The sequence below is a fragment of the Streptomyces sp. NBC_01351 genome (assembly GCF_036237315.1).
Classification (GTDB): domain Bacteria; phylum Actinomycetota; class Actinomycetes; order Streptomycetales; family Streptomycetaceae; genus Streptomyces.
Genome location: NZ_CP108356.1, coordinates 7,012,910 through 7,034,032, shown reverse-complemented (window position 1 = coordinate 7,034,032; position 21,123 = coordinate 7,012,910). Strand labels below are relative to the sequence as shown.

Here is a 21,123-nt window from a genome sequence, read left to right as displayed (position 1 = left end):
GCAGGCATCAGCCCGCGTGAGCCGGTCCACTCTCCGCTCCGCAACATCACGATGACGACCGAGCGTAGTCAGGCTGCTTCGCAGCCCGCAAGGCATCCACGACGATCTTCGGCGACCGGATGACGTTGACGGTGGCCTGCTCCTTCTCCAGCGTCTGGACGACACCGCCGGGGATGTTGAGCGCCGGCTCCAGATCCTGGGCCTTGCCGATCACCCTGAACTCGTAGGGCTGTGTGATCTTCTTACCGTCGATGCCGACCCCGCCGCTCTCGTCGGAGAAGTACGAGCCGGCCACGATGCGCACGCCGTTGATCTGGATCGCCTCGGCCCCGGCCGCCCGCAGCTCCTGGAGGGTGTCCAGCAGCTGGTCGGACCGCACCTTGCCCGTGGGATCGGTGATCTTCAGCGTGATTCCCGGCCCCTGCGCTGCCACCGTACCGGCCAGGATGCCGAGTTGGCGCTCCTTCTCCACGGTCTGCTTGCGGGCCTCCTCGGCCTGGTTGGAGCTGCTCTCCAGCTCCTTGCGCTGGTCCTCCAGCCGCTGCTTCTCGTCCTCCAGGCGCTTGGTCCGCCCGTCGAGCTCGTCGAGGATCCGTACGAGGTCCTCCTGACGTGCCCCGCGCAGCGCGCTGGACTCGCTGTTCGACCGCACCTGGATGGCCAGTCCCAGGCCCAGCACGAACAGCAGCACCGCGACGATCAGTTGGGCCCGGCTCACCCGCGGCGGCCACAGCCCGGCCGCGAGCCGCTGCCGGCCCGTCTGCTCCGCCGGCCCCGGTACGTCCTTCGGCGGCTGCGCCGCGGCCCCCGGCTGCTCGGGGGTGTCGTCCGTACTCATCGGCCTCACGCCCGGAAAACGTGCCGACGGATGGCCGCGGCGTTGGAGAAGATGCGGATGCCGAGGACCACGACCACACCCGTGGACAGCTGCGAGCCCACCCCGAGCTTGTCACCGAGGAAGACGATCAGCGCGGCCACGACCACGTTCGACAGGAACGACACCACGAAGACCTTGTCCACGAAGATGCCGTCCAGCATCGCGCGCAGACCACCGAACACCGCGTCCAGCGCCGCCACCACGGCGATCGGCAGATATGGCTCCACCACGGCCGGCACTTCGGGCCGGACCAGAAGTCCGGCCACCACTCCGGCCAAGAGGCCCAGTACCGCGATCACGATGCACCCTTCTGCTGCTCTGCTGCTGTAGCTGTACGTACGGTCAGGCTCGACGCGGCCGGCAACCGCACCTCGTCCTGCGGGGACAGGGTGTAGCGGATCCCGTAGCTCTCCTGCAGTACGTGCAGGTACTGACCGTCCGCCGAATCCTGGAAGGTCGTGCCGAGCTTCTTCTTGTCCCCCACCGCCAGCACTTCGTACGGCGGCACGAGCGGCTTGTTGTCGACCAGTATCGCGTCACCGGCGGCCCTGATCGCCGACAGCGACGTCAGCCGCTGCCCGTTGATCGACACGGCCTCCGCACCGGACTGCCACAGCCCGTTGACGATCTTCTGCATGTCGCGGTCCCGGAGCCGGCCGGTGTCCGAGAAGCCGGCGCTCTCGCGCGGCCCGCCACCGCCGCCGTCGGAAGCGCCCTTGGCGTCGTCGACCTCGAGCTTGATCCCGGGGCCCCGCACCTCGGTGGCACCGGACAGCAGCGCCACGAGCTCGCCCTGACCCCCGCCGGGCTGCTTGAGCGCCGCACGCTGGCGGTCCGCGACATCGTTCCGCAGCCTCTCGATGTCCCGCTCCACACCGTCCGCGCGCTCGTCCGCGCGGTTCACCCGGTCGATCAGTTCCTGACGCTCCTTGGCCAGCACCGGCGCGGCCACCCGCGCCTCGGCGGCACCGAGCGTGACGACCATGGCCGCGATCACGAGCCCGGCGGCGAGGCCCAGTTTGGCCTTGAGGGTGCGGGGCAGTCCTGCCGTGCCCTCCGCCTCACGACGGGCCGACGCCTCCGCGTAGCCCTCGTCGAGACTGTGATCCATCACGTGCGTCAGCAGCGACATGGAAGCGTCCGGGCGCGGGGGCACCGGGGACGCCGGAGTCCGGTTGAGGGGCGGCTGCGACATGCCGCACATCGTCGCATGTCGGCGCCGCACACACCGAATGCGCCCGTCCGGCGGCCGGGCGGGGGCCTTCCCGCTCCCGGACCGCCGGACTTCGGTCCTACGTGGATCAGTGCCCGGCGCTCAGTGCCCGGCCCCGTCCACCACTACCGCCCACTCTTCGAGCAGTGCCTGCGCCGAGGCGTCGTCGGGGCCTTCGGCCCACAGGTGCGTGACCGCCTCCGCCGGGTCGGGCAGGACCAGCGCCCATCGCCCGTCGGCCTCGACCACCCGCACCCCGTCGGTCGTGTCCACCTGCCGGTCGCCGGCCGCCTCCACGACCCGCCGCATGACGAGCCCCTTCACCGCCCACGGAGTCGGCACGTCCCGCTTGAGCACGTGCGCCCGCGGAATGCGGGCGTCGATCTGGCTGAGCGTGAGCTGCGTCCGCGCCACCAGCCCGAGCAGCTGCACGAAAGCGGCGGACCCGTCGAAAACACTGCTGAACTCGGGAACGATGAACCCGCCGCGACCGTCTCCACCGAAAATGGTGTTCTCCGCGCGGCCCACCCGGGTCAGATCGTCGGGCGAGGTGGTCGTCCACTCCACCTGCGTACCGTGGTAGGCCGCCACCTGCTCGGCGACCCGCGTCGTCGTCACCGGCAGTGCGACCTTCCCGCTGCGCTTCTCCGCGGCGACCAGGTCGAGCATCACCAGTAGCGCCCGGTCGTCCTCGATGATCCGCCCGCGCTCGTCCACCAGGGAGATCCGCTCGCCGACCGGATCGAACCGCACCCCGAAGGCCGCCCGCGCCGAGGCCACGATCTCCCCGAGCCGCACCAGCCCTGCCCGCCGGGACTCCGTCGTCTCCGTCGGCCTGGACTCGTCGAGCCCCGGATTGATCGTCAGTGCGTCCACCCCGAGCCGCCCTAGGAGACTGGGCAGAACGAGACCGGCGCTGCCGTTCGAAGCGTCGACGACCACCTTGAGCCCGGCGTCGCTGATCCCGGTGGTGTCCACCTGCCTCAGCAGCGATCCGGTGTACGAGTCGAAGACGCTCGACGGGAAGTGCAGGTCGCCGATCTCTCCCGGGAACGCCCGCCGGTACTCCTGGCGTGCGTAGACCCGGTCGAGCTTGCGCTGCTGCGCCTGCGACAGGTCCGCACCCCGCTCGTCCAGGAACATGATGTCCACGGAGTCCGGCACGCCCGGCGAGGTCCTCAGCATGATCCCGCCGGCGCTGCCCCGCGCGGTCTGCTGCCGGGCCACCGGAAGGGGAACGTTCTCCAGGTCCCGCACCTCGATGGCGCTGGCCTGGAGCGCCGAGATCACCGCCCGCTTGAGCGCTCTGGCGCCTCGGGAGTGGTCGCGGGCCGTGGTGACGATCGCCCCCTTCTTGAGGGTCGTCGCGTAGGCACCAGCCAGCCTGACCACCAGCTCGGGAGTGATCTCGACGTTCAGGATGCCGGAGACACCGCGCGCACCGAACAGATGTGCCTGGCCACGGGACTCCCAGATGACCGACGTGTTGACGAAGGCACCGGCTTCGATCGTCTTGAAGGGGTAGACGCGCACGTTCCCCTGGATGATCGATTCCTCACCGACGAGGCACTCGTCGCCGATGACAGCGCCGTCCTCGATCCTCGCGGACCGCATGATGTCGGTGTTCTTGCCGATGACGCAGCCGCGGAGGTTGCTGTGGGGTCCGATGTACACGTTGTCGTGGACGACGGCCTTGTGCAGGAAGGCCCCGCTCTTGACGACGACGTTCGACCCGATGACGGTGTGCTCGCGGATCTCGACGCCGGCTTCGACCTTGGCGTAGTCCCCGATGTACAGCGGCCCGCGCAGCACCGCGTCCGGGCTCACCTCGGCCCCTTCGGCGATCCACACTCCCGGCGAGATCTCGAAGCCGTCCATCTCGACCTGGACCTTGCCCTCGAGCACGTCGGCCTGCGCCTTGACGTAGCTCTCGTGCGTGCCGACGTCCTCCCAGTAGCCCTCGGCCACGTAGCCGAAGATCGGCCGGCCTTCCTTCATGAGCTGCGGGAACACATCACCGGACCAGTCGACCGAGACGTCCGGGTCGACGTAGTTGAAGATCTCCGGCTCCATCACGTAGATGCCGGTGTTGATGGTGTCGGAGAAGACCTGTCCCCAGGTCGGCTTCTCCAGGAAGCGCTCGACCTTGCCTTCCTCGTCCACGATCGTGATGCCGAATTCCAGCGGATTCGGCACCCGGGTCAGGCAGACCGTGACGATGCCGCCCTTCTCCTTGTGGAAACGGATCAGGTCGGTCAGGTCGAAGTCGGTGAGCGCGTCGCCGGAGATGACGAGGAAGGTGTCATCCTTCAAGGCCTCCTCGGCATTCTTCACGCTGCCGGCGGTGCCGAGTGGCTTCTCCTCGTTGGCATAGGTGAGCTCCATCCCGAGCTCTTCGCCATCCCCGAAGTAGTTCCTCACGAGCGACGCCAGGAACTGAACGGTGACCACGGTCTCGCTGAGCCCATGCCGCTTGAGCAGCCTGAGCACATGCTCCATGATCGGCCGGTTCACAACCGGCAGGAGCGGCTTGGGCATGCTTGAGGTCATAGGGCGAAGACGCGTACCTTCGCCACCGGCCATCACGACGGCCTTCATGTCGGAAGAATCCTCCTTGAGAGATGACGGTCGTGCCGACCTCACCCGACTCGGACGGTGACTCCCCGACTCCACCGTGTGGTCCGGCGGTGCGGGCTCAATCGGCGGTGGCGTCCGCCTTCACGAGACGGCGGACTTGAACCACGTACAGGATTCCTGCCCACCAGTAGAGCGTTGTACCCCATCCCGCGAACGCCCATCCGAAAACTGACCCCGTCCAGGCCAACCAACCCGTGCCATCGCTGAGCAACAGCAAGGGGAACGCGTACATCAGGTTGAAGGTGGCGGCCTTGCCGAGGAAGTTGACCTGCGGCGGCGGATAGCCGTGGCGGCGCAGGATCCACACCATGACCAGCAACATCAGCTCGCGCGCGAGCAGCGCCCCGGTGAGCCACAGGGGAAGAATCTCGCGATAGGTCAGACCGAAGAGCGTCGACAGGATGTACAGCCGGTCCGCGGCGGGATCCAGCAGCCGGCCGAGGTTGCTGATCTGATTCCAGCGCCGAGCCAGCTTCCCGTCCAGGTAGTCACTGATCCCGCTGAGCATGAGTACGGCCAGGGCCCACCCGTCGTGCTTCGCGAGGATCAGCCACAGGAACAGGGGCACGCCGGCCAGGCGAGCCATGCTCAGGATGTTCGGAATGGTGAAAATTCGGTCAGTCTGAACCCGAGTCTCCTGGACCTCCACCCGGGGGCCTCCACTGTGACTGTAGAAATGTCGAACGATACCCCCTGACCCTACAGGAGTCCGCACAGGTGCCCGGAACGCAGAAAAGCCCCGCACCGAGCCCGTAAAGGGCTGGTGCGGGGCTTCCCGCAATGATTGTTCGGCGGCGTCCTACTCTCCCACAGGGTCCCCCCTGCAGTACCATCGGCGCTGAAAGGCTTAGCTTCCGGGTTCGGAATGTAACCGGGCGTTTCCCTAACGCTATGACCACCGAAACACTATGAAATTTGAACGCTGGCATTGACACAGCTGTTCGTTATTTCAGAACTAACACAGTGGACGCGAGCAACTGAGGACAAGCCCTCGGCCTATTAGTACCAGTCAGCTTCACCCGTTACCGGGCTTCCACATCTGGCCTATCAACCCAGTCGTCTACTGGGAGCCTTACCCTCTCAAGGAGGTGGGAATACTCATCTTGAAGCAGGCTTCCCGCTTAGATGCTTTCAGCGGTTATCCCTCCCGAACGTAGCCAACCAGCCATGCCCTTGGCAGGACAACTGGCACACCAGAGGTTCGTCCGTCCCGGTCCTCTCGTACTAGGGACAGCCCTTCTCAATATTCCTACGCGCACAGCGGATAGGGACCGAACTGTCTCACGACGTTCTAAACCCAGCTCGCGTACCGCTTTAATGGGCGAACAGCCCAACCCTTGGGACCGACTCCAGCCCCAGGATGCGACGAGCCGACATCGAGGTGCCAAACCATCCCGTCGATATGGACTCTTGGGGAAGATCAGCCTGTTATCCCCGGGGTACCTTTTATCCGTTGAGCGACGGCGCTTCCACAAGCCACCGCCGGATCACTAGTCCCGACTTTCGTCCCTGCTCGACCCGTCGGTCTCACAGTCAAGCTCCCTTGTGCACTTACACTCAACACCTGATTGCCAACCAGGCTGAGGGAACCTTTGGGCGCCTCCGTTACTCTTTGGGAGGCAACCGCCCCAGTTAAACTACCCATCAGACACTGTCCCTGATCCGGATCACGGACCGAGGTTAGACATCCAGCACGACCAGAGTGGTATTTCAACGGCGACTCCACAACCACTGGCGTGGCTGCTTCAAAGTCTCCCACCTATCCTACACAAGCCGAACCGAACACCAATATCAAACTATAGTAAAGGTCCCGGGGTCTTTCCGTCCTGCTGCGCGAAACGAGCATCTTTACTCGTAGTGCAATTTCACCGGGCCTATGGTTGAGACAGTCGAGAAGTCGTTACGCCATTCGTGCAGGTCGGAACTTACCCGACAAGGAATTTCGCTACCTTAGGATGGTTATAGTTACCACCGCCGTTTACTGGCGCTTAAGTTCTCAGCTTCGCAACCCCGAAAGGTCACTAACCGGTCCCCTTAACGTTCCAGCACCGGGCAGGCGTCAGTCCGTATACATCGCCTTACGGCTTCGCACGGACCTGTGTTTTTAGTAAACAGTCGCTTCTCGCTGGTCTCTGCGGCCACCCCCAGCTCACGGAGTAAATCCGATCACCAGTGATGGCCCCCCTTCTCCCGAAGTTACGGGGGCATTTTGCCGAGTTCCTTAACCATAGTTCACCCGAACGCCTCGGTATTCTCTACCTGACCACCTGAGTCGGTTTAGGGTACGGGCCGCCATGAAACTCGCTAGAGGCTTTTCTCGACAGCATAGGATCATCCACTTCACCACAATCGGCTCGGCATCAGGTCTCAGCCTTAATGAGGGACGGATTTGCCTACCCCTCGGCCTACACCCTTACCCCGGGACTACCACCGCCCGGGCTGGACTACCTTCCTGCGTCACCCCATCGCTTACCTACTACCACCTTGGATCGGCGGCTCCACCACTTTCCTTTCCCCGAAGGGTCCGGAACGGCTTCACGGCCTTAGCATTAGAGGATTCGATATTGGGCGTTTCAAAGCGGGTACCGGAATATCAACCGGTTGTCCATCGACTACGCCTGTCGGCCTCGCCTTAGGTCCCGACTTACCCTGGGCAGATCAGCTTGACCCAGGAACCCTTAGTCAATCGGCGCACACGTTTCTCACGTGTGTATCGCTACTCATGCCTGCATTCTCACTCGTGAACCGTCCACAACTAGCTTCCGCTGCTGCTTCACCCGGCACACGACGCTCCCCTACCCATCACAGCGGGCGTTGGCCCTATTGCTGCAATGACACGACTTCGGCGGTACGCTTGAGCCCCGCTACATTGTCGGCGCGGAATCACTTGACCAGTGAGCTATTACGCACTCTTTCAAGGGTGGCTGCTTCTAAGCCAACCTCCTGGTTGTCTCTGCGACTCCACATCCTTTCCCACTTAGCGTACGCTTAGGGGCCTTAGTCGATGCTCTGGGCTGTTTCCCTCTCGACCATGGAGCTTATCCCCCACAGTCTCACTGCCACGCTCTCACTTACCGGCATTCGGAGTTTGGCTAAGGTCAGTAACCCGGTAGGGCCCATCGCCTATCCAGTGCTCTACCTCCGGCAAGAAACACGTGACGCTGCACCTAAATGCATTTCGGGGAGAACCAGCTATCACGGAGTTTGATTGGCCTTTCACCCCTAACCACAGGTCATCCCCCAGGTTTTCAACCCTGGTGGGTTCGGTCCTCCACGAAGTCTTACCTCCGCTTCAACCTGCCCATGGCTAGATCACTCCGCTTCGGGTCTAGAGCGTGCAACTCAATCGCCCTATTCGGACTCGCTTTCGCTACGGCTTCCCCACACGGGTTAACCTCGCTACACACCGCTAACTCGCAGGCTCATTCTTCAAAAGGCACGCAGTCACGACGCATTGAGTAAACTCAATGCGCGACGCTCCCACGGCTTGTAGGCACACGGTTTCAGGTACTATTTCACTCCGCTCCCGCGGTACTTTTCACCATTCCCTCACGGTACTATCCGCTATCGGTCACCAGGGAATATTTAGGCTTAGCGGGTGGTCCCGCCAGATTCACACGGGATTTCTCGGGCCCCGTGCTACTTGGGAGATTCTTAAGCAAGCCGCTGATGTTTCGTCTACGGGGGTCTTACCCTCTACGCCGGACCTTTCGCATGTCCTTCGACTACATCAACGGTTTCTGACTCGCCGACCGGCCGGCAGACCGATCAAAAGAATTCCCACAACCCCGCATGCGCAACCCCTGCCGGGTATCACACGCATACGGTTTGGCCTCATCCGGTTTCGCTCGCCACTACTCCCGGAATCACGGTTGTTTTCTCTTCCTGAGGGTACTGAGATGTTTCACTTCCCCTCGTTCCCTCCACACTGCCTATGTGTTCAGCAGTGGGTGACAGCCCATGACGACTGCCGGGTTTCCCCATTCGGACACCCCCGGATCAAAGCTCAGTTGGCAGCTCCCCGGGGCCTATCGCGGCCTCTCACGTCCTTCATCGGTTCCTGGTGCCAAGGCATCCACCGTGCGCCCTTAAAAACTTGGCCACAGATGCTCGCGTCCACTGTGTAGTTCTCAAACAACGACCAGCCACCCATCACCCTGACCTATACAGATCAAGTTCACTGGGGCCGGCACTGAAGATCGCAACCTTACGGCCGTACCTTCAGGACCCAACAACGTGCCAAGCACGATCCCCCATCAGTGAGTCACTTTCCACGCCGAAGCAGTACTCGTGATCCATCCAGGAAACCGTGCCAACTAATCAACGTTCCACCCATGAGCTGACCGTGCAGAACATTTGTCTGCAATCGGTACTGTGCTCCTTAGAAAGGAGGTGATCCAGCCGCACCTTCCGGTACGGCTACCTTGTTACGACTTCGTCCCAATCGCCAGTCCCACCTTCGACAGCTCCCTCCCTTACGGGTTGGGCCACCGGCTTCGGGTGTTACCGACTTTCGTGACGTGACGGGCGGTGTGTACAAGGCCCGGGAACGTATTCACCGCAGCAATGCTGATCTGCGATTACTAGCAACTCCGACTTCATGGGGTCGAGTTGCAGACCCCAATCCGAACTGAGACCGGCTTTTTGAGATTCGCTCCACCTCACGGTATCGCAGCTCATTGTACCGGCCATTGTAGCACGTGTGCAGCCCAAGACATAAGGGGCATGATGACTTGACGTCGTCCCCACCTTCCTCCGAGTTGACCCCGGCGGTCTCCTGTGAGTCCCCATCACCCCGAAGGGCATGCTGGCAACACAGGACAAGGGTTGCGCTCGTTGCGGGACTTAACCCAACATCTCACGACACGAGCTGACGACAGCCATGCACCACCTGTATACCGACCACAAGGGGGGCACTATCTCTAATGCTTTCCGGTATATGTCAAGCCTTGGTAAGGTTCTTCGCGTTGCGTCGAATTAAGCCACATGCTCCGCTGCTTGTGCGGGCCCCCGTCAATTCCTTTGAGTTTTAGCCTTGCGGCCGTACTCCCCAGGCGGGGAACTTAATGCGTTAGCTGCGGCACCGACGACGTGGAATGTCGCCAACACCTAGTTCCCAACGTTTACGGCGTGGACTACCAGGGTATCTAATCCTGTTCGCTCCCCACGCTTTCGCTCCTCAGCGTCAGTAATGGCCCAGAGATCCGCCTTCGCCACCGGTGTTCCTCCTGATATCTGCGCATTTCACCGCTACACCAGGAATTCCGATCTCCCCTACCACACTCTAGCTAGCCCGTATCGAATGCAGACCCGAGGTTAAGCCTCGGGCTTTCACATCCGACGTGACAAGCCGCCTACGAGCTCTTTACGCCCAATAATTCCGGACAACGCTTGCGCCCTACGTATTACCGCGGCTGCTGGCACGTAGTTAGCCGGCGCTTCTTCTGCAGGTACCGTCACTTTCGCTTCTTCCCTGCTGAAAGAGGTTTACAACCCGAAGGCCGTCATCCCTCACGCGGCGTCGCTGCATCAGGCTTTCGCCCATTGTGCAATATTCCCCACTGCTGCCTCCCGTAGGAGTCTGGGCCGTGTCTCAGTCCCAGTGTGGCCGGTCGCCCTCTCAGGCCGGCTACCCGTCGTCGCCTTGGTGGGCCATTACCCCACCAACAAGCTGATAGGCCGCGGGCTCATCCTTCACCGCCGGAGCTTTCAACCCCCGCCCATGCAGGCAGGAGTGGTATCCGGTATTAGACCCCGTTTCCAGGGCTTGTCCCAGAGTGAAGGGCAGATTGCCCACGTGTTACTCACCCGTTCGCCACTAATCCACCCCGAAGGGCTTCATCGTTCGACTTGCATGTGTTAAGCACGCCGCCAGCGTTCGTCCTGAGCCAGGATCAAACTCTCCATGAATGTTTACCGGTAATCCGGTCCACACACACGAAAGAGCGGGCCAGTCTTGGTCGGAATAAGACCGACTGACCACAACGTCCTCGCTGTGTTGTTGCCTGCAAGCACTCCACAAGGAAGCCTTACAGGTCTTTTTCAAAGGAACCTCATCCACCGAAATGGACGGGGTATCAACTTCTGGCGTTGATTTTTGGCACGCTGTTGAGTTCTCAAGGAACGGACGCTTCCTTTGTACTCACCCGCAGCAACATTCGCTGGGGCTTTCCTCCGGGCTTTCGTTCTGCTGTCTTGCTTTTCCGACTCTATCAGACTCTTTCGTGTCCGACTTCCTCGGTGCTTTCCAGGTTTTCGCTTTCGCGTTTCCCTTTCCGGCGAGTCCGACCTTATCAGCGATTTTCCGTCTCCCTGACCAATCCCCGTTTGCCGAAAACGGCATGCGGGAATTCAGTCAAGGATCGAGATCGATACTGAAGAGGAGGGGGTCCCATCCATCAGACGTTCGCGAGAAGTTCACACGAGGCGTCCTGGCGGGAGTCACGACAGTACAGGTCCGGCAGTGGTCAAGCAAATTGATTCAGGCGTATGGTCTAGTCCACCGGTCTAGTCCACTAGTCTCCAGGCCGAAGGGCCAGCCCGGATCAGGACCAACATCGGGCGAACCCGAACATCTTCTGACATATCCTTCTGAAGAGTACGCCGTTCGCAACAGGTAGTGACGGCGACACGAAGAAGCTCCACCCCTGGGAGGCCCCCATGACCAACGTGACGTCCCCACTTGCCGGGCGTGCCATCGGACTCGCGGCAGTGCCGGATCCGGTGTTCTCCGGCGCGATGGTGGGACCGGGCACCGCTATTGATCCCGTGCGTGAGCCCTCGGAGGCGGTGTCCCCTGTTGATGGTGTGGTCGTCTCTCTTCACCCGCACGCGTATGTAGTAGTCGACGGCGATGGCCACGGTGTGCTCACGCACCTCGGGATCGACACCGTCCAGCTCAACGGCGAGGGCTTCGAGCTCCTCGTGAACAAGGGCGACACCGTGACCCGTGGGCAGGCCATGATCCGTTGGAACCCGCAGGCCGTCGAGGCGGCCGGCAAGTCGCCGATCTGCCCCGTTGTGGCGCTGGAGGCCTCCGTCGAGTCCCTCTCCGACGTGAACGAGGACGCGGACGTCAAGGCCGGAGACGCTCTCTTCAGCTGGAAGTGACCTGTCCGCCTGCAGAGGCGAGTCGGACATCCACCGCGGCGGCTCGGCCCGCCGCTCAATCGGAGACGGGTGAAATGGAGACAACGCTGCGAGGCGTCGGCGTGAGCCACGGTGTGGCGATCGGCGAGGTTCGGCACATGGGTACGGCGGTCCTGGAGCCGCCTGCCAAGCAGATCACCGCGGATGAGGCGGAGCGCGAACAGGGGCGCGCCCGTAAGGCCGTGAGTGCCGTGGCGGCCGACCTGATCGCGCGTGGCCAGCTGGCCGGTGGCGAGGCCCAGCACGTGCTCGAGGCCCAGGCGATGATCGCCGAGGATCCCGAGCTGATGGCGGACGTCGACCGGCGGATCGCCGTCGGCAGCACTGCCGAGCGTGGTGTGTACGACGCGTTCGCCGCCTACCGCGACCTGCTCGCGGGGGCCGGCGAGTACATGGCCGGCCGGGTGGCCGACCTGGACGACGTACGCAACCGCATCGTGGCGCGGCTGCTCGGCGTGCCGATGCCCGGTGTTCCGGACAGTGACGAGCCCTACGTACTGATCGCGCGGGATCTTGCCCCCGCCGACACGGCTCTGCTGGACCCGGCGCTGGTGCTCGGTTTCGTCACCGAGGAAGGCGGCCCGACCAGCCACAGCGCGATCCTCGCCCGGGCACTGGGCGTGCCGGCGATCGTGGCGCTGCCCGGTGCCGGTGAGATCGCGGAGGGCACGGTCATCGCCGTGGACGGCAGCACCGGAGACGTGTTCGTCGAGCCGACCGCGGAGAAGCGGGCCGAGCTGGAGGCCGCGGCCGCGGAGCGCAAGGCGGCGCTGGCCGCCTCGTCCGGTCCCGGCGCGACCTCCGACGGTCACAAGGTGCCGCTGCTGGCCAACGTCGGCGGTCCGGCGGACGTGCCGGCAGCCGTTGAGGCCGGGGCCGAGGGTGTGGGCCTGTTCCGGACCGAGTTCCTCTTCCTGGACGACAGCAAGAAGGCGCCGTCCGAGGAGAAGCAGATCGAGTCGTACCGGAAGGTGCTCGAAGCGTTCCCCGAGGGGCGTGTCGTCGTGCGTGTGCTGGACGCCGGCGCCGACAAGCCGCTGGACTTCCTGACCCCGACGGACGAGCCGAACCCGGCGCTGGGCGTACGCGGCCTGCGCTCGCTCCTCGACCACCCGGACGTTCTGCGCACGCAGCTCACCGCGCTGGCCAAGGCCGCCGAGGGGCTGCCGGTCTACCTCGAGGTCATGGCCCCCATGGTCGCCGACCGCATCGATGCCAAGGCCTTCGCGGACGCTTGTCGCGAAGCGGGGCTGAAGGCGAAGTTCGGCGCGATGGTGGAGATCCCCTCCGCCGCACTGCGGGCGCGCTCGATCCTGCAGGAGGTCGAGTTCCTTTCGCTGGGCACGAACGACCTCGCGCAGTACGCCTTCGCCGCCGACCGTCAGGTCGGTGCGGTGTCGCGGCTGCAGGACCCGTGGCAGCCGGCGCTGCTCGACCTGATCGCGATGTCGGCCGAGGCCGCCAGGGCCGAGGGCAAGAGCTGCGGCGTCTGCGGCGAGGCCGCTTCCGACCCGCTGCTGGCCTGTGTGCTGACCGGTCTGGGTGTCACCTCTCTTTCGATGGGTGCCGCTTCGATTCCGTACGTGCGGGCGACGCTCGCCAAGTACACGCTCGCCCAGTGCGAGCGTGCCGCGGCCGCCGCTCGGGCGGCGGACAGCGCCGAAGAGGCACGCGTGGCCGCGCAGGCGGTGCTCTCCGGCGAGTAGTCGGACGAGGAGTCGAGTCGTTGAGGGGCCCTCGCCGGTGGTGAGGGCCCCTCGGCGTTTCCCGTTCCTCGTTCGGGCTAGTGGTGGGGGCCCGGGTCGTCGACCTCGTAGCCCGGGCAGTACTCGACGCCCGGTTCGGGAGCGACGGGCTCGCCGGTGTCGGCGTCCGTGCAGTAGGCGTTGAAGACGGCCGCGGCCGACAGCGCGACGAGGCGGCCGCGGTCCAGACGCCAGCCGTGGACCCGGTCCCGGTGGCCGTCCGCGGAGCTGCGCAGGACCAGTCCGCCGGGGCCGCCGAGGGCGAGGCCGGCCGCCAGGACCGTCACGAAGTCGAGGCCCTCCCGGCCTTCGACGCGGGGCGTGGCCTCCGGGCCGTCGGGGGCCTGCGCGTGGAGTACGGCGACGAGCTGTTCGGCCTCGGTCGGGACGCTGCACACGAAGTGGTGGCTGCCGGGTCCGGCGCCGGCCACGAGGCGTTTGACCGTGTCGGCGGCGCGGTCGAAGGAGGCGTGCCCGATGTCCTCCCCGCAGTCCGCGCAGGCGCCGACTTCGGCGAGGAGCGTGGTGGCGTACTCCCAGGTGGCCTGGCGGACGGCCTCGTCGATGAGGAGCGGGACGAGTTCGTCGATGGGCTGGCCGGTGTAGGGCAGTCCGGTGCCGTGGCCGGCGAGCTCCGCGGTGAAGCGGGTGCGGGTCTCGGCGGTGTCCGGGTCGAGGCCGTTGTCCGCGCAGTACTCGGCGTACTCGTCGGGGTCGAAGAGCGCGACGGTGGTGTGGATGCCCTGCGCCGCGAGGGAGCGGAGCAGGGTCTCGACGTGGCGGAGGTACTCCCCGTAGTCGTCACGGTGGTCGAAGGTGAAGCTGCGGTAGCCGCTCATGGCCGCGAAGTCCCCCGAGTCGGCGAGGAGGCCGACGGTGCTGGGAGCTTCGCGGCGCAGGGCGCGGCGCCTGTGGGTGTCGTTCTTGCGTGGCATGGCCGGTTCCCCCTGAGTGATGCGATCGGTTGCTCACTCAGAGTAATCACCGCCACTGACAGTGGCCGTGCTCGTGACTCAGCCGCGGGTGCGGGCCAGCTCCTCGTAGAAGTGGAGGAGGTCGAGGTTGTCGACGGAGCCCGGGTTGACCGCCTTGGCGAGGGGTGCGCCCTGGAGGAGCCGCTTGACGGGGACCTCGATGCGCTTGCCCGTGAGGGTGTGCGGGATGCCCGGGACCTCGATGACCTCGTCGGGGACGTGGCGCGGGGAGAGCTCCTCGCGGATGGTCTGCTTGATGCGGGCGCGGAGGGCGTCGTCGAGGGTGGCGCCGGGTGCGAGGTGGACGAAGAGCGGCATCCAGTAGCCGCCGTTCGGTTCCTCCAGTCCGATGACCAGGGATTCCTTGATCTCGGGGAGGCGTTCGACGGCCTCGTAGATGTCGGCGGAGCCCATCCGGACGCCCTGGCGGTTGAGGGTGGAGTCGGAGCGGCCGTGGATGACCACCGAGCCGTGGTCGGTGATGGTGATCCAGTCCCCGTGGCGCCAGACGCCCGGGAACATGTCGAAGTAGCTGTCGCGGTAGCGGCTGCCGTCGGGGTCGTTCCAGAAGCGGATCGGCATGGACGGCATGGGGTTGGTGACGATCAGTTCGCCGACCTCGCCGAGGACCGGCTTGCCGGCCGGGTCCCAGGCCTGGAGGTCCGTACCCAGGCAGGCGGCCTGGAGTTCGCCGATGTGGACGGGGAGGGTGGGGACGGCGCCCGCGAAGCAGCTGCAGACGTCGGTGCCGCCGCTGACGGAGGCGATCCACAGGTCCGCGGCCACCTCGTCGTGGAGCCAGCGGAAGCCGTCGGGCGGGAGCGGGGAGCCGGTGGTGGCCACGCACTTGACGGCGGAGAGGTCGAAGTCGCGGGAGGGGTGGACCTCGGCCTTGCGGCAGGCCATCACGTAGGCGGCGGAGGTGCCGTACAGGGTGGCCTTGGTGCGCTCGGCGATCCGCCACTGGGCGCCGGTGTCGGGGTAGCCGGGGCTGCCGTCGTACAGGACGACTGTGGTGCCGGTGAGCAGGCCGGAGACGAGGAAGTTCCACATCATCCAGCCGGTGGAGGTGTACCAGAAGAAGCGGTCCTCGGGGCCGAGGTCGCAGTGCAGGCCGAGCTGCTTGAGGTGTTCGAGGAGGATGCCGCCCTGCGACTGGACGATGGCCTTGGGGAGGCCGGTCGTGCCGGAGGAGTAGAGGACCCAGAGCGGGTGGTCGAAGGGGACCGGCTCGAAGACGGGCTCGGTGGCGGCGGAGGTCAGGTCCGACCAGGTGAGGGCGCCTTCGGGGGCCGGCGTGCCGAGGAGCGGGATGTGGACGACGGCGCGCAGGGAGGGCAGGTCCGCGCGGAGCTCGGCGACGGTGTCGCGGCGGTCGTGCTCCTTGCCCCCGTAGCGGTAGCCGTCCACGGTGAACAGGACGACCGGCTCGACCTGCTGGAAGCGGTCGAGGACGCTGCGGGCGCCGAAGTCGGGGGCGCAGGAGGTCCAGACCCCGCCGACGGCGGCGGTGGCGAGGAGGGCCACGGCGGCCTCGGGGATGTTCGGGAGGTAGCCGCTGATCCGGTCGCCGGGGCGGACGCCGAGGGCGCGCAGTTCGGCGGCGAGGGAGCCGACCTGGCGGCGGAGCTCGGCCCAGGTGACGGGGACGGGCTCGTGGGTCTCGTCGACGTACAGCAGGGCGGCGGCGTCGGCGCGGGCCGGGTCCTCGGCGGCGCGCAGGGCGTGCTCGGCGTAGTTGAGGGTGGCGCCGGTGAACCAGCGGGCGCCGGGCATGGAGCGGTCCGCGAGCACGGACTCGTAGGGGGTGGTGAAGCGGACGTCGAACCACTCGGCGACGGCCTGCCAGAAGGTGTCGAGCTCGTCGACGGACCAGCTGTGCAGGGCGGGGTAGCCGCCGTCGGCGGGGGCACCGTGGTGTTCGGCGGCCCAGGCCTGGAAGGCGGTGATCCGGGCCGCGGCGATCCGGTCGGGACCCGGGGTCCAGAGGGGTTCCGGCTGCGTGGCTGAAGTCATGGGTCGGCTCCCGGTCAAGTCTGCGGCTCGCGCGTGGTGTGCGTTGCGTACGGTGCCTGCGCGCGGGGGTGGGTGCGCGTCGGCCCACAGGGACGATGCCACGTGATCGAGATCCGCACCAGGGCCGTCAGCTGCGACGCGCGGCTCCTCGGCGGGTGAACGGCAGTTGAACGCGGCCCCCTGTGCGGGGGGCCGGTGGCAGGGTGAGCGGCATGAACGGTCGTGATCTGGTGCGTGTGGTGCAGGACATCGGTTCGGAGCGCGGAAGGCGTGCCTGGCTGTCGGCCTGGCGGCGCAGGCGCGCGGATTCGGTGGGCCTCCAGCGCCGGGGGGCGGAGCGGGCGCGGGTGCCCGGGCTGCTGACGGGGACGGAGCCGCTTCCGGGCGGGGGCGTGCTGCGGTTCGCCCGGTCGGAGCTGGTCGTCCGGGTCACGGCGGGCGGCGCGGTGTTCTGGGGCTGGGACGGGGCCGGGCCCACGCCCTCGTACGCGGTGGTCGGCAGCGGGCCGGAGCCCGATCCGAGGGCGGTGCTGGAGCCGGACACCGGGGGTGGCTGGCGGGTGGTGTCGGAGCGGGTGACGGTGGCGGTGTCCCGGCGCGGGGCGGTGGAGGTGCGTACCCCTGGCGGGACGGTGCTGCGGCGGGAGTCGCCGCCGCGGTGGTGGGAGCCGGTGGATCCGCGGATGGGCGGGGCGCGGTGGGTGCAGCGGAGCGAGGTGCAGGCGGACGCGCGGTTCTTCGGGCTGGGCGGGCGGGCGGTGGGGCCGAGGCTGCGGGACGGGACGTACCGGCTGTGGAACACGGATCCGAAGGGCGGCTTCGGGCCCGGGGTCGATCCGCTGTACCTGACGATGCCGGTGCAGATGGTGGTGGCGGACGCGGGCACGCACCTGGTGTTCCACGACAACACCTGGGACGGGCGGGTGGTGCTCCGGGAGGGCGAGGAGGGTGCGGGGTCGGGGGTGGACCGTCCCGGGTCGAGCGAGCTGCGCATGGAGGGCGGTCCGCTGCGGTGCTGGGTGCTGGTGGGGCCGCCGGCGCGGGTGGCGCAGGGCTGGTCGGGGCTGACGGGCGCCGCGGCGGTGCCGCCGGAGTGGGCGCTGGGGTACCAGCACGCGCGGTGGGGGTTCGGGAGCGCCGAGGAAGTGCGGCGGGTGGTGTCGGGGTACGCGTCGCGCGGGCTGTCGCTGTCGGCCGTGCACCTGGACATCGACCACTACGACGGGCACCGGGTGTTCACGGTGGACGAGGAGCGGTTCCCGGATCTGCCCGGGCTGGCCGAGGAGTTGCGGGCGCAGGGGGTGCGGCTGGTCTCGATCGTGGACCCGGCGGTGAAGGCGGGCGATGCGGTGCACGCCGCCGGGCTGGCGGTGGGGGCCGGGGGTGCGTTCGTACGGGACGCGCGGGGCCGGGAGGTGCGCGGGGAGGTGTGGCCGGGCGAGTGCGCCTATCCGGACTTCACGGATCCGGCGGTGCGGGAGTGGTGGGGCGGACTGTACGAGGAGAGGCTCGCGCGGGGTTTCGCCGGTTTCTGGCACGACATGAACGAGCCGGTGTCCTTCGCGTCGTTCGGGGACCCCACCTTGCCGAGGTCTGCGCGGCACGCGATGGACGGTGCGGGCGGCGACCACCGGGAGGGGCACAACGTGTACGCGCTCGCGATGGCGCGGGCGGGCTGGGAGGGGCTGTTGCGGCTGCGGCCGGCCGAGCGGCCGTTCCTGTTCTCCCGGTCGGGGTGGGCGGGGATGCAGAGGTACGGGGGCACGTGGTCCGGTGACGTGGAGAGCAGCTGGGACGGGCTGCGGGCCTCGCTGGCGCTGGTGTTGGGGCTGGGGCTGTGCGGGGTGCCGTACTCGGGGCCGGACGTCGGCGGCTTCGGGGGGTCGCCGTCGGCGGAGTTGTACGTGCGGTGGCTGCAACTGGGGGCGTACCTGCCGCTGTTCCGGACGCATTCGGCGATCTGGGCGGGGCGGCGGGAGCCGTGGGAGTTCGGGGCGGAGGTGGAGGAGCAGGCGCGGGCGCTGCTGGCGGAACGGGACCGGCTGCGGCCGTACTTCGTGACGCTGGCCCACCTGGCGCGGCGGACGGGGGCGCCGTACGTGCGGCCGCTGTGGTGGGGGAACCCGGAGGACCGGCGGCTGCGGGCGTGCGAGGACGCCTTCCTGCTGGGCGACGCGCTGCTGGTGGCCCCGGTGCTGGAGTGCGGGGCGGACCGGAGGGCGGTGCGGTTGCCGCGGGGGCGTTGGTACGACACGGCGACGGGGGCGGTGCACGAGGGTCCGGGGCAGGTGCTGCTGGACGCCCCGCGGGGGCGTATCCCGGTGCTGGCGCGGGCGGGCGCGGTGGTTCCGGTACGGGGGGCGTCGGGCGGGGTGGAGCTGGAGGTGTGGGCGCCGGCGCGGGGGCGTACGGGTGGCGGGGTGGTGATCCGGGACCCGGGGCCGGGGTTCGAGCCGGGGGAGGTCGAGCGGTACACCGTGCGGTGGGTCGGTGACGCGGTGGTGGTGGAGGACGAGGGCGGCGGCTCGGTGGCGGGGGTGACGGTGCGGGGGGTGTAGGGCGGGGCCGCGGCCGGGGCGAGTGGGCGGGTGCGGCTTCGGGAACCGGGGCTCCGCCCCGGACCCCGCGCCTCAAACTCCGGCGGGGCTGGATTTCCCCTGGCCAGGGGCCGAAGGCTGCGGCCGCATCGCCTCGACCCCTGGCCGGCAGGCGGGGTGGCCGGGCCTGGCCGGCAGGCGGGCCCTGGGGTGGAGGGGGTCCGTGCGGCTTCGAGAACGCGGCTCCGCCCCGGGCCCCGGGGCTCGAACTCCGGCGGGGCTGGGTTTTGACTGGCCGGGGGCCGGAGGCTGCGGCCGTGTTGTTGGGGCCGTGGGTTGCCGCGGCCCTCTGGGTGGCCTGTGGGGTCAGGCGTATTTGCCCTCGAACCAGGATGCCGCCGCCCTGGTGTGGAGGGGGAAGGCCAGTTGGGTCGGGGTGTGGAGGAGGTGCCAGCCCGTGGTTTCGTCCGTGGGCCGCGAGGCCGGGAGGTCCGCGGCCGGGCGGGGCGGGAGGAGGCCGAAGAGGAGGAGGTGGCCCGCCGGGGAGCTCAGGGCGTCGGCGAGGGTGACCTCGGAGGCCGGGGCGGTGATGCCGGTCTCCTCGCGCAGCTCGCGGACGACCGCCTCGCGCCAGTCCTCGCCGAAGTCGATGAAGCCGCCGGGCAGGGCGATGCCGCCGAGGGCCGGTTCGATGGTGCGGGTGATGACGACCAGGCCGGTGCCGTCCGCGTCCTCGACGGGGAGCAGGGCGATGGCCACCGGGAGGGGGTTGCGGTAGGCAACCGCAGCGCAGGAGGCGCAGGTGCGGGGCCACGTGAGGGTGGAGTACGGCGCTCCACAGGTGGAGCAGTGCGAGTCCTTCAGCTGTGCCGGCATCCGGCGATGGTATGCCAAGGGGCATGCGGATGACGGTTGTTGTGGGTGTGGTCGCGGTGCTGGCCGGTGGCGGTGCGGCGCCTTCCGGGTTCGTGGCGCTGCGGGAGGTGGATCCGAGCGTCCGCCAGGACATGCGGTACGCCGGTGCGCGGAACTTCACCGGCGGGGTGGTGGACGGGTACGAGGAGCCGGTCTGTCTGCTGGCGCGGCCGGCCGCCGAGGCGTTGCGGCGGGCGCAGGGCAGGCTGCTGGTGCGCGGGTACTCGCTGCGGGTGTACGACTGCTACCGGCCGCAGCGGGCGGTGGACCGGTTCGTGCGGTGGGCCCGGGAGGCGGACGGTCCCGGGGACTGGGAACGGAAGGCGGAGTTCTATCCGAACGTGGAGCGGGACCGGCTGATTCCCGAGGGGTACATCGCGGAGAAGTCCGGGCACAGTCGCGGGAGTACGGTCGACGTGACCCTGGAGGGGATCCCTTGGGGGCGGGAAGTGGACATGGGCACGGCTTTCGACTTCTTCGATCCGCTGTCGCACACCGATGATCCGCGGGTGACCGGCGCCGCCCGCGCGAACCGGCAGCTGTTGAAGCGGGTGCTGGGCGAGGAGGGGTTCGTGAACCTTCCCGAGGAGTGGTGGCACTTCACGTACGAGCCGGAGGCGTATCCGGATTCGTATTTCGATTTCCCCGTCGCTGTCGCCTCCGTCCGGCCGTGAGTACCGTGCCCGCATGACTTTCAGCTCGTACGAGGAATTCTGGCCGTACTACGTGGCCATGCACTCCCGCGCCGCCACCCGCTGGGTCCACCTCACCGGCACCCTCACCGGGCTGGCGCTGACCGCCTACGGTGTGGCGCGCGGGCGCGGGCGGTACCTGGCCGCGCTCCCGCTCGTCGGGTACGGGACGGCCTGGCCCGCTCACTTCCTGATCGAGGGGAACAACCCCGCCACCTTCGGCCATCCCGTGTGGTCCCTGCGCGGGGACGCGCAGATGATCCGGATGATGCTGGCGGGTCGGGACGCGGAACTGGGCGAGATCGCCCGGAAGTGGCTCGCCCAGAACCGGTGACCCGGCCTGCCCTCCCGTGACAGACTTCTGACGA

General features: G+C 67.2%; 13 protein-coding genes and 3 rRNA genes. 5 read left to right on the top strand and 11 right to left on the bottom strand.

The window, feature by feature from the left end:
* Positions 1-46: 46 nt before the first annotated feature.
* From OG625_RS32480 to OG625_RS32445, 8 genes are all read right to left on the bottom strand, one after another.
* On the bottom strand, positions 47-838 hold the full coding sequence (locus tag OG625_RS32480) for a DUF881 domain-containing protein (RefSeq protein ID WP_329388094.1): 792 nt from the start codon (positions 836-838) through the stop codon (positions 47-49).
* A 5-nt stretch (positions 839-843) separates the two neighbouring features.
* Positions 844-1,176 (bottom strand): small basic family protein, encoded by a 333-nt coding sequence (locus OG625_RS32475; RefSeq protein ID WP_030010496.1) that lies wholly within the window; start codon positions 1,174-1,176, stop codon positions 844-846.
* Positions 1,173-2,081: a DUF881 domain-containing protein gene (locus OG625_RS32470; protein WP_329388092.1), complete on the bottom strand. Its 909-nt coding sequence runs from the start codon at positions 2,079-2,081 to the stop codon at positions 1,173-1,175. Before OG625_RS32470 ends, OG625_RS32475 begins: the two co-directional genes overlap by 4 nt.
* Before the next feature lie 111 nt (positions 2,082-2,192).
* Positions 2,193-4,688 (bottom strand): mannose-1-phosphate guanyltransferase, encoded by a 2,496-nt coding sequence (locus OG625_RS32465; RefSeq protein ID WP_329388090.1) that lies wholly within the window; start codon positions 4,686-4,688, stop codon positions 2,193-2,195.
* 97 nt (positions 4,689-4,785) lie between these two features.
* The gene (locus OG625_RS32460; protein ID WP_329388088.1) at positions 4,786-5,376 is read right to left on the bottom strand and encodes a CDP-alcohol phosphatidyltransferase family protein; all 591 of its coding nucleotides are present in this window, start codon (positions 5,374-5,376) and stop codon (positions 4,786-4,788) included.
* Between the two features lie 137 nt (positions 5,377-5,513).
* Positions 5,514-5,630, bottom strand: a 5S ribosomal RNA gene (rrf, locus tag OG625_RS32455).
* 76 nt (positions 5,631-5,706) lie between these two features.
* Positions 5,707-8,829, bottom strand: a 23S ribosomal RNA gene (locus tag OG625_RS32450).
* Positions 8,830-9,112: 283 nt separating this feature from the next.
* Positions 9,113-10,637 (bottom strand): 16S ribosomal RNA (locus OG625_RS32445).
* The 16S, 23S and 5S rRNA genes sit together here, the layout of an rRNA operon.
* A gap of 750 nt (positions 10,638-11,387) precedes the next feature.
* Here OG625_RS32445 and OG625_RS32440 point away from each other — a divergent pair.
* The gene (locus tag OG625_RS32440) at positions 11,388-11,837 is read left to right on the top strand and encodes a PTS sugar transporter subunit IIA (RefSeq protein WP_329388086.1); all 450 of its coding nucleotides are present in this window, start codon (positions 11,388-11,390) and stop codon (positions 11,835-11,837) included.
* A 74-nt stretch (positions 11,838-11,911) separates the two neighbouring features.
* Positions 11,912-13,582, top strand: a complete 1,671-nt coding sequence (gene ptsP, locus OG625_RS32435) for a phosphoenolpyruvate--protein phosphotransferase (RefSeq protein WP_329388084.1) — start codon at positions 11,912-11,914, stop codon at positions 13,580-13,582.
* A 77-nt stretch (positions 13,583-13,659) separates the two neighbouring features.
* On the opposite strand, the gene OG625_RS32430 is transcribed toward ptsP, so the two are convergent.
* Positions 13,660-14,556 (bottom strand): hypothetical protein, encoded by an 897-nt coding sequence (locus tag OG625_RS32430; RefSeq protein WP_329388082.1) that lies wholly within the window; start codon positions 14,554-14,556, stop codon positions 13,660-13,662.
* 78 nt (positions 14,557-14,634) lie between these two features.
* Positions 14,635-16,611, bottom strand: a complete 1,977-nt coding sequence (locus OG625_RS32425; RefSeq protein WP_329388080.1) for an acetoacetate--CoA ligase — start codon at positions 16,609-16,611, stop codon at positions 14,635-14,637.
* A 212-nt stretch (positions 16,612-16,823) separates the two neighbouring features.
* On the opposite strand from OG625_RS32425, the gene OG625_RS32420 reads away from it, so the two are divergent.
* Positions 16,824-19,169 (top strand): glycoside hydrolase family 31 protein, encoded by a 2,346-nt coding sequence (locus tag OG625_RS32420; protein WP_329388078.1) that lies wholly within the window; start codon positions 16,824-16,826, stop codon positions 19,167-19,169.
* 345 nt (positions 19,170-19,514) lie between these two features.
* Here OG625_RS32420 and OG625_RS32415 read toward each other — a convergent pair whose 3' ends face one another.
* Positions 19,515-20,024, bottom strand: coding sequence for an NUDIX domain-containing protein (locus OG625_RS32415; protein ID WP_329388076.1), 510 nt, complete (start codon positions 20,022-20,024; stop codon positions 19,515-19,517).
* A 29-nt stretch (positions 20,025-20,053) separates the two neighbouring features.
* On the opposite strand from OG625_RS32415, the gene OG625_RS32410 reads away from it, so the two are divergent.
* Both OG625_RS32410 and OG625_RS32405 read left to right on the top strand, forming a co-directional pair.
* The gene (locus OG625_RS32410) at positions 20,054-20,737 is read left to right on the top strand and encodes a M15 family metallopeptidase (RefSeq protein WP_329388074.1); all 684 of its coding nucleotides are present in this window, start codon (positions 20,054-20,056) and stop codon (positions 20,735-20,737) included.
* A gap of 13 nt (positions 20,738-20,750) precedes the next feature.
* The gene (locus OG625_RS32405) at positions 20,751-21,089 is read left to right on the top strand and encodes a DUF962 domain-containing protein (protein ID WP_329388072.1); all 339 of its coding nucleotides are present in this window, start codon (positions 20,751-20,753) and stop codon (positions 21,087-21,089) included.
* Positions 21,090-21,123: the final 34 nt, after the last annotated feature.